We start from the raw sequence: 17,337 nt of genomic DNA on the forward strand, positions 1-17,337 counted from the left end.
CATTGATACTCGAAATAACAAGATTTTAGAAATGAATGGTCTGTATGAATGCAGGCTGAATAGGGTTAAAAAAACATGTTACTCAACGTTGAAAACTTAAAAGCTGAAGTGGCCGAAGACGGCAAGCAAATCTTGAAAGGCTTGAATCTGCAAGTGAATCCAGGTGAAGTTCACGCCATCATGGGGCCTAACGGTGCAGGGAAAAGTACTTTCTCAAGTGTGTTGGCGGGTCGTGAAGATTATGAAGTGACAGAGGGTTCTGTTGATTTCGATGGTGAAGACTTGCTTGAAATGGACGCGGAAGAGCGTGCAAGAAAAGGGTTGTTCCTGGCTTTCCAATACCCTGTGGAAATTCCTGGCGTCAGTAACAAGTTGTTCATGCAAACTGCATTGAATGCCATTCGCGAAGAAAAAGGACTGCCTGCGCTTGATATGTTCGACTTTGACGAATATGTGCAGGAAAAAATGGAATTGATGGGCATGCGTAAAGACATGCTTGAGCGTTCGGTTAACGTTGGTTTCTCCGGTGGTGAGAAAAAGCGTAATGATATTTTCCAAATGGCATTACTTGAGCCAAAACTTTGCATTATGGACGAAACCGATTCAGGCCTGGATATTGATGCCCTTAAAGTGGTTGCCAATGGTGTGAATTCACTTCGTGATCCAAACAGAAGTTTTATTGTCGTAACGCATTATCAACGTCTGCTTGACTATATCAAACCTGACTTCGTTCATGTTTTGTATGACGGGAAAATTGTCAAATCTGGCGGTTTTGAGCTGGTACACGAACTGGAAGATCAAGGGTACGATTCTATTATCCAATCTCATGAAGCGCAGCTAGCGGGATAATTTATGGCGGCTGTGAATCCAATAAAACCTAGAAAACAAAGTCCAGTAGCACAAAAAACGATTGAGCATTACGTTGGCTTGTCTCAAAGCCTAAATGCCAAGACGCAAAATCAGATGTTATCGGCTAAGCGTTTAGATGCCCAGAAAAAACTTCAGGCACTTGGGTTGCCGATGCGTCGTGATGAGGATTGGCAGTACACTTCTCTGAACCACTGGATGCAAACCGCTTTTGAGCAAAATCTACCAGGTTGGGGTGAGGTTAGCCAAGATCAACTGAAAGCTATTTTGCCAACATTCGAAACGCACCGCTTCGTTTGGGTTGATGGTGTCTTCTCACAAGACTTGTCATGTGATTCTGGTAGTTTGCCTTCGGGTTTGACGGTAGAGAATGCGGAAATCACCAATGCCGATTTAGTGGACTCCAATCATGCTTTTGAATTGCTGCATGATATGTTGGCTGAAAGTCGCACTAAAATCCACGTGCAAAAAGGGGCGGCAATCGAAAAACCGGTCGAGTTGGTTTACATACAGACTCTGCCAAAAAGTCTTGCTACCTTGAGCCTAGATGTTCAGGTTGAAGAGAATGCGCAGCTGAGTTTGATTCAACAGGTGGTTTCTTTTGCTGATGAGTCGGTTTGCATCAACGGTGTGTTGCAAATGGAGTTGGCCGCGCATGCTATTTGTAAGCAGTATGTGGTTCAGGATTTGAACATCAACGACTTTTATTTCAATAACCAACACGTCCGTCAGCAAGCTTCGTCTGTATTTGATACCTTGTATGTCGGTTTGGGAGCAGAAGTGTCTCGCCATCAAAATACGGTGAACCTGTGCGGAGAGTACGCTGAGGCTTCTCAAAACACCATCGCTTTTGGTAAAGGTGAGCAAACAATTGACTCACGCACTGATACGCAACACCTTGTACCGCACTGTAACAGTCAGCAGCTACACAAGTTTGTACTGGATGATCAAGCAAGAGGCGTGTTCAACGGCATGATTTACGTCGCAAGAGGTGCGCAAAAAACGGATGGTCAGATGGATAACAAGAATTTGTTATTGTCGAATGACGCCAAAATGGATACTAAGCCTCAGCTTGAAATCTATGCGGATGACGTGAAGTGTTCGCATGGTTGTGCGTCTGGGCAGATTGATGAAAACCAAGTTTTCTACTGTCAGGCACGTGGTATACATTATCATGATGCGGTTCAACTTATTACCAAGGCATTCTTGTTAGAGCCTTTGGATAATGTATCGAATACTGCTATCCGTGACTGGCTAATGCAACGCGTAAGTAAGTTGCTAGCTTGATCATTTCTTTAGTGGTTACCTTCCCTTTTTTATGAGTGAGTCTATGAACGATTTTGCACAAATCCGTCAACGTTTTCCTATCTTGAAACAAACTGAAAACGGTCAACCACTGGTTTATTTGGACAGTGGAGCAACCTCGCAAAAACCACAGGAAGTTATCGACGCAATTACTCGTTACTACACGCTTGAAAACGCTAATGTGCATCGCGGTGTTTACGGGTTGAGTGAGAGAGCGACAGAAGCCTATGAAGGTGCTCGTGAGAAAGTAAGAAGATTCATGAATGCTGTTTCCACCAAAGAAGTGGTGTTTGTTCGCGGCACTACCGAAGCGATTAACCTTGTAGCGGCAACCTGGGGGCGAGCCAACATGAACCCAGGCGATGAAGTGATTATTACCGAGATGGAGCATCACTCAAATATTGTGCCTTGGCAGTTGTTGCGTGATGAATTGGGCATTCGCTTGACAGTGCTGCGTATCAACCAAAAAGGCGAAATCTGTCTAAACGCATTGGAAAGCTTGCTTTCAGAGAGAACCAAATTGCTGTCTATCACTCATATGTCGAATGCACTGGGAACCATCAACCCTGTTAAGGAAATGACGGCATTGGCGCATAAAGTCGGTGCGAAGGTTTTGATTGACGGTGCTCAGGCCGTACCTCATATGAAAGTCGATGTTCAGGATATTGGTTGCGACTTTTATGCGTTCTCCGCGCACAAAATGTATGGTCCGACGGGTATTGGTGTGCTCTATGGTAAAGAATCTTTATTGGAAGCCATGCCGCCCTATCAAGGAGGCGGAGACATGATCTATTCCGTTACCTTTGAAAGAACTGAATACAACGTCCTTCCTTATAAGTTTGAAGCCGGTACCCCTCATATTGCTGGCGGTATTGGGCTTGGCGCAGCAGTGGATTTCATGGAATCTATTGGACAAGATAAAATCGCTGAGTATGAAAATCAGTTATTGCAGTATGCAACTGAGAAGTTGAAGGCCATTGATGGGCTACGCATTATCGGTGAAGCCGAAAATAAGGGCGGCGTTATTTCATTTATTGTTGAAGGAGCGCACCCTCATGATATGGCGACGTTGATGGATCAGGATGGGATTGCAGTTCGTGCGAGCCACCATTGCGCCATGCCGGTGATGCAGCATTTTGATGTGCCAGCGACCGTTCGTGCGTCATTCGGTGTTTACAATAATTTCGACGACATAGATTGTCTTGTTGCGGCGGTGGTAGAAGCAAGGGATATGCTGCTTTAACTTTCTGCCTTCTCAAGATGGTTTTGAGATTTTGGACTGATAAGTAGGTTTGGAGTATGATTGCTCTATAGAAGGTTTTTTTATGGAGGAATGGTATGGAAGCGCTTAAAAAAACCGCCGAAACCATGATCAAGGAAGATCAGTCAACAGGCTTAGTTGCAAAGTTTAAAACTGCTTGGACCGAGCTAGAAATCTATCAAAAAGTTTTCCTTATCTTTGTTTTGATTGCTTTTCCATTGGGGCTGATTTTTCCACCAGTGATGGAAATTTTATTGTTGCCCTTCGCATTCGTAACCTGTTCCGGTTAAAAGGAGCAAGTAATGTCAGAAGCATACAATTGGATTCGATTGGAGTGCATTCCTCTGCCTGATAGTGGTTTTGACCCTTGTATCGTTTTTTGGAACCCGACCGAACAAACGATATTGGGAGATGCGGCAGAGCAGATTCTAAAGTGGGTCAGAGAAGCCAAAGAAAAGGGCTTTATCAGTACGCCAACGCTTAGTCATTTTGAAATTGTCAGCCCTTTAACGCAACCTTCAGAGTTGGCCGCTATTTTGGCGCAGTATTATTGGGTGATTCCTGTTCCAGTAGAATCACCTGAACAATCAACTACTAATGATGACAAACCCGTACTGCATTAAAAGTTACTTGCGCTGAATGATGCATTTCATCTAACCTTGAGCTCAGGTTTTGGTTATCATATAGCGAAAAATGACAGAAAGATAAACAACTCAAACAGGCTAGACCTGTACCGGGCGAGATTCTACCCATTTTATGAAAGATTACGTCAAGCAAATTCATTTTGTCGGCATCGGTGGTGTCGGCATGGCAGGGATTGCGGAGGTCTGCCTAAACCTAGGTTACCAAGTCTCCGGCTCAGATATCCGTGAAAATATCACCATTGCACGTCTAAAATCACTTGGTGCGAAAATCCAAATCGGACATGACGCCAGTTATGTCAAAACCAGTGATGTGGTTGTCGTTTCGACAGCAATCGGCAAAGAAAACCCAGAAGTCAGTTATGCCCGTGAGATGCGTATCCCCGTGATTCCTCGCGCAGCAATGTTGGCTGAGCTGATGAGGATGCGCTTTGGCATCGCAATAGCCGGCACGCACGGCAAAACTACAACCACCAGTTTGGTGGCTTCGATTCTGACTCAAGGCGGTTTGGATCCTACCTTTGTGATTGGTGGTAAGCTGAACCAAGTGGATGCCAACGCCAGATTGGGTTCTAGCCAATATTTAATTGCTGAAGCAGATGAATCAGATGCTTCCTTCTTGCATTTGTCTCCAATGATGTCAGTGGTAACCAATATTGATGAAGATCACATGGAAACCTATCAGGGCGATTATCAGCAGTTGGAAAACACCTTCATTGAGTTCGTGCATCGGCTCCCGTTTTACGGTATTGCGGTATTGTGTGTTGATGATCCAAATATTCAGGCCATCATTCCTAAGTTGTCGAGAAAGATTTATACCTACGGTTTTTCCGAAGCGGCGGATGTTCGTGGCACCGACATCAAGGCAAAAGGGTTGCAAATGCAATTCACGGTTGAGGCAAATGATGTTCCCCAATTCGAGGTGGTGCTAAACCAGCCTGGACGACATAATGTTTTAAATGCGCTGGCAGCGATTACCATCGCCTTGGAGTTGGATGTTTCCGTTCAGGATATTCAAACAGCATTGGCAGACTTTGGTGGGGTAGGAAGACGTTTTGAAGTCTATCCGAATTGTTTGGTTGGTAATAAAGCGGTGACGATGGTTGATGATTACGGACATCACCCCACTGAGTTGGCAGCTACTTTGAAGACGGCTCGTGAAGCATTTCCCGATAAGCGTTTGGTGCTAGTGTTTCAACCACATCGTTACTCAAGAACGAGAGATTTGTTTGATGATTTCGTACAAGTCTTGATGGAACCGGATTTACTAGTGTTGATGGATGTTTATCCCGCGGGGGAAGCGCCGCTTACCGCCTTTGACTCTAAGGCCTTGTTGCAATCGTTGAGGTTGTTAGGGCGCAAGGAAAGTGTTCATGTGGAAGATCGTCAACAACTGGACGATGTAATGCCAAACTTACTGATAGAAGATGATGTAGTCTTGGTGATGGGAGCCGGTGATATCGGACAAATCTCAAAAGACTGGAAGGAACAAGGAGCATAATCGTGGCCGACCATATTGATGTCAAAGCATTGGGAAAAGTGGCGGTATTGATGGGCGGTACCGCTGCAGAAAGAGAAGTTTCTTTAAAAAGCGGTAAAGCCGTTTTGGATGCGCTTGTGTCTCAAGGTGTCGATGCAGAAGGTATAGATGTTGTTTCTGTTGAGCAATTATTGGACGTTGCCAAACACTATGACCGAGTCTTTAACGTTGTGCATGGCCGTTGGGGGGAAGATGGCGGTATCCAAGCGGTATTGGATGCGTTGGATGTACCCTATACCGGTAGTGAAATGGCAGCGTCTGCTTTGACGATGGACAAGCTGCGTACTAAATGGTTATGGCAGGGCGCGGGCTTGCCGACGCCTGAGTTTGTCCGCGTTTCCGAAACACAACCGTTTGATGCCCAAGGTTTTTCTCTGCGTTTTCCTGTGATTGTGAAGCCTTGTCATGAAGGCTCGAGCATCGGCATGCGAAAGGTCGAAAATTTAGAACAGTTAATTGAAGCGGTTGATTATGCACAAGAGTTCGATTACGAAGTTTTGATTGAGCAATGGATTACTGGTCGTGAGTTTACCTGTGCCATTTTAGATGGTGAAGCTTTGCCTTTGATTGAGCTTCGGACATCCCACTCTTTTTATGATTATGATGCGAAGTATCTGGCAAATGACACACAATATATTTGTCCAACGGATTTACCTGTAGAACGGGAGGTAGATATTCAACAGCTTTGTTTGCAGGCGTTTGATGTTGCCGGTTCTCGTGATTGGGGAAGGGTTGATTTAATGATGGATGCAAACGGTCATATTTGGCTGATTGAGTTGAACACGGTTCCCGGAATGACAGACCACAGCTTGGTACCCATGGCGGCTAAAGCTAAAGGAATCAGTTTTGAGCAATTAGTTGTCAAACTGTTAATGCTGACGCTGAAACATACCAAAGAATCCTGATAGAGATTGGAATGCTGAATAAAAAGCTGGCCTCAACGATTCTCTTACTTCTGATTCTCATCGGAGCCTTGGGGTCGATTATCTTTTCGCCAAGCCATGTATTGAAAAGCTACCAAATCAAAAACACTCTGAAAAAAGTCGAGTCATCTCAAGTGGAATCTGTAGTGAAGCCTTATTTGGGGCAATCATTTTGGCGCTTAAACCTTGATGAACTTCACGCACAGATAGTGAGATTGGATTGGGTGTATCGCGCTTCGGTTACTCGCCATTGGCCAAGTCAGGTGGATATTACCATTGAAGAGCAACAGCCAGTTGTGCGTTGGGGTAAAGATGGCTTGCTGAATAAGAATGGGGATATTTTTTATCCAAGCGATATTAAGGCCTTTCAGAACCTTGTAGAACTGGATGGCGATGACGGTAAAGCCAAACAGTTATTGAAGGATTTGGTGATTTTTCAGAAAGCTTTCGATCAATTGGGATGGACAATTTCCAGGATAGTGATGAACGCCGATAATGTCTGGCAGATATACTTTGTTAAACAACCAACGATCGAGCTGGATGCAATGGATTGGCAGCATAAATTGAATCGATTTATTCGCGCTTATCCATTGGTCAAAGAAGCGCTAAGAAAAAATGCACGTCTGTATGATTTGCGCTATAGTAATGGCTTCGCGATCAAACAAAATTCTGAAACGCAACAAACGGATAAAACAGGTTCTTAATGCGAGTTATCGCAACAAATTTTAAGAATGTTTACCTGAGTTTAAGCAAATTGCAATGAGACTGAACCAAAAGGTAATGATGTAAATGGCAAAAAAGCAAACCACTTCTCACTCAAATATCGTCATCGGGTTGGATATCGGCACATCAAAAATCGCTGCAATCGTCGGTAAAGTGAAAGACGACGGCGAAATCGAAGTGATTGGAATGGGGACTCATCCTTCCAAAGGCCTTAAGAAAGGGGTGGTTGTTAATATCGATTCCACAGTTGAATCCATTCAAAGAGCTATTGACGAAGCAGAGCGCATGTCAGGCATTCAAGTGAATTCAGTATCAGTTGGTATTGCTGGAAGCCACATCAACAGTTTCAACTCGAACGGCATGGTGGCTATCAGTCACCAAGAAGTGCAAGAGCAAGATGTTCAGCGCGTTATTGACGCGGCACAAACCATTGCCATTCCGGGAGATCAGCAAGTTCTGCACATTTTGCCGCAAGAGTTTATGATTGATAACCAAGGTGGTATCAGAGAACCGATTGGGATGTCTGGTGTACGTTTGGAAGCTAAAGTCCATATGGTAACCGGTTCGGTTAGTGCAGCACAGAACATTACTAAATGCGTCGAAAAATGCTCTTTAACCGTTGATAACCTTATTTTAGAACAGCTGGCTTCTGCTGAAGCAGTTTTGTCCGAGGACGAAAAAGAGCTAGGCGTTTGTCTTGTGGATATTGGTGGTGGCACAACGGATATCGCCATTTTTCAGAATGGAGCCATTCGTCATACAGCGGTTATTCCGGTTGCTGGCGATCAGGTCACGAATGATATCGCGGTGGCTTTGCGTACACCGACACCAGCTGCAGAACAAATCAAACGTCAGTACGCTTGTGCTTTACCTCAGTTGATTAACCAGGATGAAGAGATTGAAGTGGCGTCAGTGGGAGATCGTCCAGCACGCTGCCTATCTAGAAATACCTTGGTAGAAGTTATCGAACCTCGTTATGAAGAACTGTTCCAGTTGATTCAAGCTGAGTTGAGACGCACCAATTTTGAAAACAAGATTGCTGCCGGTATCGTGTTGACTGGTGGTAGTTCAATGGTGGAAGGTGCCGTCGAGTTGGCGGAAGAAGTCTTTCACATGCCAGTTCGTCTTGGGGTGCCAATGGGTGTGAGCGGCCTGAAAGATGAAGTCTCTAGCCCTGCATTTGCAACGACAGTAGGTTTGTTGCTTTATGCTAAAGAACATGAAACCTTTTCGCAGCATACTGAAGTTGGTAAACGCAAACAAACAATGAGCCAAGAATCCGTTCTGGAAAAAATGAAAAACTGGTTCAGTAACAGTTTCTAAATTGCATTTCTTTCGCGGCGAATTTTTCTGTAGCCAACATTACAGTATGGTAAAATTCGCCTCTTATCTACTCTAGCGGTCCGATCTCAACTAGGAGCAAAAAGCGGCGTGAAACAAAAAACCTTGGCAAATCCTATCAAAGCAAGAGGAGTTGGCCTGCACACAGGTCATGAGGCTTTAATGACTCTTAAACCTGCGCCAGCAGATACCGGGATTGTGTTTCGCCGAATTGATGTTTCCCCGATTGTAGAATTTCCGGTTTCGCCGAATCTTGTTCAAGAAACGACACTTTGTACCACGATTGTCAGAGATGTTGAGCAAGAAATGGTGAAGATCGCTACTATAGAACATTTGATGTCTGCACTGGCGGGTATGGGAATTGATAACCTCTATATTGATATTGATTCCGATGAAGTGCCAATTATGGATGGTAGCGCTTCCCACTTCATTTTCCTGTTACAGGCGGCTGGCATAGAGTATCAAGACGCTCCTAAAAAATTCATTCGTGTTTTGAAACATGTACGTGTTGAGAACAACAAAGGTGGTGTTGCTGAATTCCGTCCTTATGAAGGGTATCGTTTGAATTTTTCAATTGAGTTCGATCACCCTGCATTTGATGAAACTGCAGAAAAAATGACATTGGATTTTTCATCGACAGCTTATTTCAAAGAAGTTAGCCGCGCTCGTACCTTCGGTTTCATGAAAGACATGGAAAGATTGCGAGCTCAAAATTTAGGCTTGGGTGCTGGGTTGCATAACGCAATTGGTTTGGATGATAACGGTGTTATGAACCAAGAAGGCCTGCGTGACAAAGACGAGTTCGTACGTCATAAAATCCTTGATGCCGTAGGCGACTTGTTCATGGCTGGACATGCGATTGTGGGTGAGTTTACAGCACACAAGTCGGGGCATGCGCTAAACAATCAATTGTTGAGAGCGTTAATGTCCGATCCAGATGCCTACGAAATTGCGGATTATTTAGGTAAAGAACCGCCAATCGAATATGGCAGTTCCAAGGTCTTGTTGTAAAGCCCGAAAAAGCTCTTAAACCTTGGTGTTCTGCCAAGGTTAACATCTTGTTACTTCTCAAGATTATCTCATCATTTTTTGCATGGACTTATGCTAGAATAAGCCTCATTTTTAATCTTATTGAAACTTTAGCGTGCTTAGATGAATCAAGCCTGATCGCTAGGCGATAACAAAAAGATTCAAACACAATTTAACGCTTAAACCTGGACTGTATTACGAATGGACTTGTCTTTTTTCACCAAAATTTTTGGCAGCCGAAACGACCGTTTACTTAAAAAATATTATAAGAGAGTGCAGCAGATCAATGCACTAGAGCCGGAAGTTTCCGCTTTATCTGATGAGCAGTTGAAAGAAAAACAACAGGCCTTCAAAGAAAGAATTGCTGCTGGCGAAAGCTTAGATCACATTTTGCCAGAAGCTTTTGCTGTGGTAAGAGAAGCAGGGAAGCGTGTTCTTGGGTTACGTCATTATGACGTCCAGTTGATCGGTGGGATGGTGCTACATGAAGGTAATATCGCCGAAATGCGCACAGGGGAAGGGAAAACTTTAGTTGCTACCTTACCAGCGTATTTAAATGCGCTATCTGGAAATGGTGTTCACGTGATTACCGTTAACGACTACTTGGCATCTCGTGATGCTGAGCAAATGGGACAACTATATGGTTTCTTAGGCTTATCGACAGGAGTTATTCTGTCTGGCCAAGGCAGTGAAGAAAAACAAGCCGCTTATGCCTGCGATATCACTTACGGCACTAACAATGAGTTTGGTTTCGACTATCTTCGTGACAATATGGCCATTCAAGTTGAAGAGCGTGTCATGCGTGCGCAAAATTTCGCGATTGTCGATGAGGTCGATTCTATCCTAATTGATGAAGCCAGAACGCCGTTGATCATTTCCGGTCCTGCTGAAGACAAGTCCGAGCTTTACCAAAAAATCAATCCATTGATTGCCCATTTGGAAAAAGGGGAAGAAGACAAAGAAAACAAAACGGCAACGGGCGACTACACCATTGATGAGAAAAACAAGCAGGTTCATTTGACGGACGAAGGTCACGCGAAAATCGAAGCTATGCTGGTTGAAGCTGGTTTGATTGGTGAGCACGAGTCCTTGTATGATGCCGAACATATCAGTTTGATGAAACATATTAACGCAGCATTACGTGCAAACCTTTTGTTTGAAAAGAACCGCGATTACATCATTGAAGAAAATGAAGTCGTGATTATCGATGAATTCACCGGGCGTAAAATGCAAGGTCGTCGCTGGGGCGATGGTTTGCATCAAGCGGTTGAGGCGAAAGAAGGCGTGCAAATCCAAGCAGAAAGCCAAACTTACGCATCGATTACTTTCCAGAACTATTTCCGTCAGTATGAAAAGCTTTCGGGTATGACTGGTACGGCTGACACTGAAGCAGGTGAGTTCCTATCGACTTATTCCTTGGAAGTTGTCGTCATTCCAACCAATATCCAACCAAAACGTATCGACTTGCCGGATTTGGTGTTTTTGGATATTGAAGGGAAGTTCGCTTCTATTGTTCGTGATATCAAAGATGTTCATGCCACACAACAGCCTATTTTGGTTGGGACGGCATCCATTGAAATGTCAGAGGTTTTGTCTGAGCTTTTGAACAGAGAAAAGATTCCGCATAACGTTCTGAACGCGAAACAACATCAACGCGAAGCCGGCATTATCGCTGAAGCGGGTCGTCCTGGCGCAATCACCATTGCGACTAACATGGCCGGTCGTGGCACTGATATTGTATTGGGTGGTAACTTGGAATCCGAGTTGGCTACATTAGAAAACCCATCTGAAGAGAAAGTTGCCGAAGTCAAGGCTGCGTGGAAAGAGCGTCATCAACAAGTATTGGATGCTGGTGGGTTGATGGTAATCGGTTCTGAGCGTCACGAATCACGCCGTATTGATAACCAGTTGAGAGGTCGTTCAGGCCGTCAAGGTGACCCTGGTGTGACACGTTTCTACCTGTCACTGGATGACGACTTGATGCGCCGTTTCGCATCTGAAAAAGTTAAAAACATGATGCGTCGTTTAGGCATGAAATCAGATGAAGCCATTGAACACAATATGGTGACGAAATCGATTGAGCGCGCGCAGAAACAAGTTGAACGTATGCATCAAGACGAGCGTGCTAACCTGTTGAAATTCGATAATATTTCGAATGAGCAACGTAAAGTGGTCTATGCGCAACGTAATGAGTTGATGGAAGAAGAAGACGTTTCAGAAGTCATTGATTCACTACGTGAAAACGTATTCGAATCCGTGATGGCAAACTACATTCCACCAGGAAGTCTTGAAGAACAATGGGATGTCGAAGCACTTGAAGCCACGCTGAAAGAAGACTTTGTAATAGATTTGCCGGTTTCTAAGTGGATTGAAGAAGACAAGTCACTTTATGAAGAATTGTTGCGTGATAAGCTGATTGCAGAAATCAAAGCCTTGTATGACACTAAAATGCAGGTGCTTGATGAGCGTACACGTCATCATTTCGAGAAAGAAGTGTTGTTGCGTACGATTGACCAGCAATGGCGTGAGCATTTGAACGAGATGGATTATCTTCGTCGTTGGATTCACTTGAAAGGATTTGCGCAAAAAGACCCTTTCCAAGAATACCGTTCAACATCTGCTGAGATGTTCGAAGCTTTCTTGAATGCGGTTATGTATGACACCATCCAAACTTTGTCATTGGTACAGATTCACGGTTCTGATGATGTTGATGCTTACGAGAAACAGCAACAGGAAGAACGTCCTCAGCAGTTGGAAGCAAATCACCCAGCAGCACAATCACTGTCGCAAGCAATGGGGCTAGAGTCTGCAGAGCAGATGCCAAGCGAAGATCAGTCTGAGCAAACGACATTCAAACGCGAAACTCCGAAAGTAGGGCGTAACGATCCTTGTCCATGTGGTTCGGGCAAAAAATATAAACAATGCTGTGGAAAACTGGATTAATTCTCGCTATTATTTAATTCAGAAGAACACAAACCCGAAAGCCCACTTGTAATTGATACGGTGGGCTTTTTTAGTTTAGCTATTTAAATATTTGTTACTAGGAAGTGCTATGAGCGCAAATACGGTTATCCATCCTGTTCAAGGTGTTTACGCTGGAACAACTTGTGCCAAGATTAAAAAATCCGGTAAGGAAGATTTTGTCTTGTTCCAATTCAATGATGCAGCGGTCACGGTCGCAACTTTTACGCTAAATGCATTTTGTGCCGCTCCTGTTACGTTGGCTAAGCGTCATCTTGCTGCAAAAGCGCCGAAAGCATTGGTTATTAACAGTGGAAATGCCAATGCGGGTACTGGTAAACAAGGCATGATGGATGCCGAACAAACCTGTGCTTGGGTTGCAAATGAGCTAGGTTGTAGTGCAGACGAGGTTTTGCCTTTTTCAACAGGTGTTATCGGTCAGAATTTGCCAATGGATAAAGTGCAGCAAGCCATTCCTATGGCCGCTGCCAATTTAGCGATTGATGGTTGGGATGGTGCGATGAAAGGCATCATGACAACCGATACCGTTGAAAAAATGTACAGTGTAAAAGTCACTATTGGTGGGCATGAAGTGACTTTTACCGGGATTGCTAAAGGTTCTGGAATGATTCATCCAAACATGGCAACGATGCTGGGCTTTGTGGCAACTGATGCAAAAATCACTAAAGCCTGCTTACAGCAAGCCATGACGGATGCGACAAATTTGTCGTTCAACCGCATAACGGTTGATGGCGATACCTCAACTAACGATGCCTGCACTTTGACGGCAACGCAGCAAGCCGATATGCCAACTATCGAAGATTGCAACTCAATGGCCTATCAAGAGTTTGCAAATGCGCTGAATCATTGCATGATGACCTTGGCTCAGAAAATTGTAAGAGATGGGGAAGGTGCTACCAAATTTGTCGCAGTTGAAGTCGAGAATGCGCGTTCTTCTGAAGAGGCATTGAAAGTTGCTCATGCAGTAGCGTTATCGCCATTGGTGAAAACGGCATTGTTTGCGTCTGACCCTAACTGGGGCCGTATTTTGGCTGCAGTAGGTCGTGCGGGAGTTGAAGACTTTGATATTGATGCCATTCAAATCTATTTGGGTAATGTGCTGTTGGTAGAAAACGGTGGACGTGCGGATTCTTATACGGAAGAAGCTGGTCAAGCTGTGATGAACGAAACCGATATTACGATTAAGATTATTTTGAATCGTGGAGAAGCGGGTGAAGTGGTCTGGACAACTGATTTCTCTTACGACTACGTGAAAATCAATGCCGAATATCGGTCATAATCGAATTTAGATCGGACTTAAACTTGGTTTAAGTTCCCATCATAAATCTGCCAGGTTGGGGTCGTTAATACTTGACCCAACCTGGCAGATTTTCTTATTTAAACATCTGGATAATTAAGCATTTACGATGTCGGATAACGCATCGCACAGTGCTTGGTTCTCTTGATCTGTCCCAATACTGATTCTCAAATACTGATCGATGCGCGGCAATTTGAAGTGACGCACGATAATCGCTTTGTCACGAAGTTGTTGTGCAATATCTACTGCATCCAAGTGCTTGTGCTTGGTGAAGACAAAGTTGGCAGCCGAAGGCACCACTTCAAAGCCATTTTTGGTGAGGAATTCAACCAGGTTTTCACGTGTATGGATGATTTTCTCACAGCAGCCGTCAAAATAAGCTTGGTCTTCAATGGCCGCCACACCTGCCGCTAAAGCTACACGATCCATCGGGTAAGAGTTAAAGCTGTTTTTAACGCGCTCCAAGCCTTCAATCAAGTGCGATTGCCCCATGGCATAACCAATGCGTAAGCCAGCCAAAGAGCGAGACTTGGAGTAGGTTTGCACCACCAGTAGATTTGGATAATCTTGAACCAACGATACCGCTGACTCGCCACCGAAATCAATATAGGCCTCATCCACAACGACAACAGAATTTGGGTTGTTTTCCAGCAGGGTTCTGATGGCGTCTAGTGCCAGCACTCTGCCTGTCGGCGCGTTTGGGTTCGGGAAAATGATACCGCCGTTTTCAATACGATAATCAGCAGGGTCGATTTCAAACTGTTTGGTTAGCGGTACGGTTTGGTAGTTGATGCCGTAAAGCCCGCAATAAACAGGGTAAAAACTGTAAGTAATGTCTGGAAACAGCAAAGGTTTATCATGCTTGAGAAGTGCCATGAAAATGTGCGCCAAGACCTCGTCCGAACCATTGCCGATGAAAACTTGACCTTCCTTTAAGCCATAGTGGTTTTGCAGCGTCGTTTTTAAAGCATCCGAGTTAGGGTCTGGGTAAAGTCTTAATCTCTCGTCATTTACCGATGCAATTGCCTCATACACTTTCTGCGATGGTGGGTATGGATTTTCGTTGGTATTGAGTTTAACAAGGTTGTCGACTTTCGGTTGTTCACCCGGTACATAAGGCGTTAGGGTGTGAACAAGATCGCTCCAAAATTGACTCATAGTGGTTCTCTAGTATTTTATCTTTATGGTTTGGTGGCTGTTCGCCTGAAAAAACAAGGAACAAAAAGAGTATTTTACTGTAAAAAACGAATTTCTAGCAGTGAAAACCTACCCCAACCTGGCAGATTTTTGACAAAATAAAGCTCAGTAGAAATGAGGAAAGTACATGCAAGCCGAAACAAGTCGAAAACAAATCGTGGTAGGCGTTTTAAGAAAGGGAACGCACGTGTTGCTGTCTGTCAGGCAGAAACATCAGGCTTATGCTGACTATTGGGAGTTTCCCGGCGGTAAAGTCGAAGCGGGCGAAGACTTTGAGTTGGCATTGGAACGCGAGTTTCATGAAGAAGTTGGGATTGAGACGCGCAATTGGCAACCGCTTATTCAAATTCCTTGGGATTACGAACATGCCTCAGTCATGTTGAATGTGTTTGAAACCGAAGAGTTTGTTGGAGAACCTCATGGCAAAGAAGGGCAGACCGTTGCCTGGGTAGAAACCAAAGATTTGGGTGATTATCGTTTTCCTGAAGCAAATGAAGGTATTGTTTCTGCCCTGAGCTTGCCTGATGCAATGATGATTACTGGAGACTTTGCATGCCAAGAAGATGCATTACACAAACTTGAAATCGCCTTGAAAGATGGTGTTCGTTTGGTTCAGCTTCGTGCTAAGAAAATGGAGGAAGAGGCATTTCTAGCATTTGCGAAAATGGCTATACCGAAAGTTCATGGGCATCAAGGAAAAGTGTTGATAAACGGTAAACCGGAATGGTTGGATTTATTGCCCGAAGCGGATGGGTTGCAATTGGCGTCAACTGAATTAACGCATTGGACGCAAAGACCGATTGCAAAAGATAAGTTGTTGAGCATTTCGACGCATAATGAGTTGGAGATTGCTCGAGCATTGGAGTTGAAGGCAGACATTATTTTGCTTTCACCAGTGAAACCAACTTCTTCGCATCCAGATATGGAAGCACTCGGTTGGATGGGGTTTCAATTACTGGTTCAAAATGTTCCTGTGCCGGTTTATGCCTTGGGAGGTATGAAGGCTTCGGATATCAGAGAAGCAAAACGTTTTGGTGCACAGGGCGTTGCGGCGATTTCCAGCTTTTGGCCGGCAACGCTTTAGGTTGGTTTAGAAGAGTTTTTTAGTCTTCTAGCTTGGTTTTCGTTTTGATTGAGGATGGGAGGTCTTTGGTCGGAATGGTTTCTACATGGATGTCATGAGCGTTGAGCTGTTCTGTCATCAATTGCCAATTGTTCTGGGGTACCGTCCAATTGGTGTGGTAATGGATCAGACTGTTGTCCTTAAGTCTGATGGTATTGTAAATCAAATCTACGCCAGGGTTGGATTCAAGCAATTCATTGAATTGCGCCTCGTCGACAATCATTAGCGGATTTAAATGGCTCTCTTGAACAATATGGGTAAAGTCCGCTAGCCTTAAATCTTTTTTTACTAAATACTTGATGATAGTGTGGGCAAGCAGGCGCCGTGGCACCACTGCCGTGTAACAGTAACCGTCTTGTAGAGAAGTAACCTTATAAGGCATGAATAAAACTCTCTTTGGTTGTGTTTGTTGTCGTGTTCTTCATCGAAAACTCCAGTCACTAGGCTATAGAAAAACCAAGGGTTTTACAATCGTTTCAAGATGAAGATTTTGTGTGTAAGGCGGCGTGAGCTGTTTACAAATCTGAAAAGTAATGTCGGAGCTGTGCTTCAATAGATGCCAAGTCTCCTGATGTATCAATGATAATATCTGCGTGATTCAAACGTTCCTGACGGGAAACCTGACGTTTCATAATATTGGCAATATCTTCGTATGCCCAGTTGTTGCGCTGTTGAACGCGTTGTATTTGTTGCGACGGAGGGCAGTCGGATACGATGACCTTATCAATGTAATCCGGTTTGCCCGTCTCCACCAAAAGAGGAATTTCCACAACAGCGATTGGGTGGACTTTTGCTTCAAACTTAGCCAGCTGCTCTGCCGTGGTCTGCCTAATAAGAGGATGGAGAATGGCTTCAAGTTGCTTGCGGCGTTTCTCGTTGTTAAACACTGTTTGGCGCATCGCTTTTCGGTTTAAATGGCCGTCCTCTTGGATGAATTCGTTTCCGAAGCTTAAGGCAATTTGTTGGAGCGCTGGCATACCAGGCTGAACCAAGTCTCGTGCCATCTCATCAGCGTTGAGTGTGGGCACGCCTTGTTCTTCAAACCAGTGTTTGAGAGTGGACTTGCCACTGCCGATGCCGCCTGTAATCGCGTAGGTTTTCATAGTGT

At 44.4% G+C, this 17,337-nt stretch carries 16 protein-coding genes; 13 read left to right on the forward strand and 3 right to left on the reverse strand.

Annotation, left to right across the window (positions count from 1 at the left end):
• Positions 1-75 precede the first annotated feature (75 nt).
• The 12 genes from sufC (at position 76) to argJ (ending at position 13,891) form a co-directional block, all read left to right on the forward strand.
• Positions 76-849, forward strand: coding sequence for a Fe-S cluster assembly ATPase SufC (sufC, locus tag HVMH_RS03615; RefSeq protein WP_029908004.1), 774 nt, complete (start codon positions 76-78; stop codon positions 847-849).
• Between the two features lie 3 nt (positions 850-852).
• Entirely contained in the window at positions 853-2,154 is a 1,302-nt protein-coding gene (sufD, locus tag HVMH_RS03620) for a Fe-S cluster assembly protein SufD (protein WP_029908006.1), read from the forward strand.
• Positions 2,155-2,197: 43 nt separating this feature from the next.
• A complete protein-coding gene (locus HVMH_RS03625; RefSeq protein ID WP_029908008.1) occupies positions 2,198-3,415 on the forward strand; it encodes an aminotransferase class V-fold PLP-dependent enzyme in 1,218 nt (405 codons plus the stop codon).
• A 95-nt stretch (positions 3,416-3,510) separates the two neighbouring features.
• Positions 3,511-3,723, forward strand: a complete 213-nt coding sequence (locus HVMH_RS03630) for a hypothetical protein (RefSeq protein WP_029908011.1) — start codon at positions 3,511-3,513, stop codon at positions 3,721-3,723.
• A 12-nt stretch (positions 3,724-3,735) separates the two neighbouring features.
• Positions 3,736-4,056: a hypothetical protein gene (locus tag HVMH_RS03635; RefSeq protein WP_029908013.1), complete on the forward strand. Its 321-nt coding sequence runs from the start codon at positions 3,736-3,738 to the stop codon at positions 4,054-4,056.
• A gap of 133 nt (positions 4,057-4,189) precedes the next feature.
• Positions 4,190-5,575, forward strand: a complete 1,386-nt coding sequence (gene murC, locus HVMH_RS03640; protein WP_029908015.1) for a UDP-N-acetylmuramate--L-alanine ligase — start codon at positions 4,190-4,192, stop codon at positions 5,573-5,575.
• A 2-nt stretch (positions 5,576-5,577) separates the two neighbouring features.
• Positions 5,578-6,519, forward strand: coding sequence for a D-alanine--D-alanine ligase (locus tag HVMH_RS03645; RefSeq protein ID WP_269473362.1), 942 nt, complete (start codon positions 5,578-5,580; stop codon positions 6,517-6,519).
• Between the two features lie 11 nt (positions 6,520-6,530).
• A complete protein-coding gene (locus HVMH_RS03650) occupies positions 6,531-7,241 on the forward strand; it encodes a cell division protein FtsQ/DivIB (protein ID WP_051623188.1) in 711 nt (236 codons plus the stop codon).
• 85 nt (positions 7,242-7,326) lie between these two features.
• Positions 7,327-8,583 carry a cell division protein FtsA gene (gene ftsA / locus HVMH_RS03655; RefSeq protein WP_029908018.1) on the forward strand — a complete coding sequence of 419 codons (1,257 nt, stop codon included), beginning with the start codon at positions 7,327-7,329 and terminating at the stop codon, positions 8,581-8,583.
• Between the two features lie 108 nt (positions 8,584-8,691).
• A complete protein-coding gene (gene lpxC, locus HVMH_RS03660; RefSeq protein WP_029908019.1) occupies positions 8,692-9,612 on the forward strand; it encodes a UDP-3-O-acyl-N-acetylglucosamine deacetylase in 921 nt (306 codons plus the stop codon).
• 219 nt (positions 9,613-9,831) lie between these two features.
• Positions 9,832-12,573, forward strand: coding sequence for a preprotein translocase subunit SecA (secA, locus tag HVMH_RS03665; RefSeq protein WP_029908035.1), 2,742 nt, complete (start codon positions 9,832-9,834; stop codon positions 12,571-12,573).
• A 109-nt stretch (positions 12,574-12,682) separates the two neighbouring features.
• Positions 12,683-13,891: a bifunctional glutamate N-acetyltransferase/amino-acid acetyltransferase ArgJ gene (gene argJ / locus HVMH_RS03670; RefSeq protein ID WP_029908037.1), complete on the forward strand. Its 1,209-nt coding sequence runs from the start codon at positions 12,683-12,685 to the stop codon at positions 13,889-13,891.
• A 114-nt stretch (positions 13,892-14,005) separates the two neighbouring features.
• On the opposite strand, the gene hisC is transcribed toward argJ, so the two are convergent.
• Positions 14,006-15,067 carry a histidinol-phosphate transaminase gene (gene hisC, locus HVMH_RS03675; protein WP_029908039.1) on the reverse strand — a complete coding sequence of 354 codons (1,062 nt, stop codon included), beginning with the start codon at positions 15,065-15,067 and terminating at the stop codon, positions 14,006-14,008.
• Positions 15,068-15,233: 166 nt separating this feature from the next.
• Between hisC and HVMH_RS03680 the strand changes: the two genes are divergently transcribed.
• A complete protein-coding gene (locus HVMH_RS03680; protein ID WP_029908041.1) occupies positions 15,234-16,190 on the forward strand; it encodes a Nudix family hydrolase in 957 nt (318 codons plus the stop codon).
• 19 nt (positions 16,191-16,209) lie between these two features.
• Here the strand turns inward: HVMH_RS03680 and HVMH_RS03685 are convergent, their stop codons facing one another.
• Positions 16,210-16,611: a hypothetical protein gene (locus HVMH_RS03685; protein WP_029908043.1), complete on the reverse strand. Its 402-nt coding sequence runs from the start codon at positions 16,609-16,611 to the stop codon at positions 16,210-16,212.
• Positions 16,612-16,744: 133 nt separating this feature from the next.
• A complete protein-coding gene (coaE, locus tag HVMH_RS03690; protein ID WP_029908045.1) occupies positions 16,745-17,332 on the reverse strand; it encodes a dephospho-CoA kinase in 588 nt (195 codons plus the stop codon).
• Between the last annotated feature and the right edge of the window lie 5 nt (positions 17,333-17,337).

Origin of the sequence: Hydrogenovibrio marinus, assembly GCF_013340845.1 — a bacterium.
Lineage (GTDB): Bacteria > Pseudomonadota > Gammaproteobacteria > Thiomicrospirales > Thiomicrospiraceae > Hydrogenovibrio > Hydrogenovibrio marinus.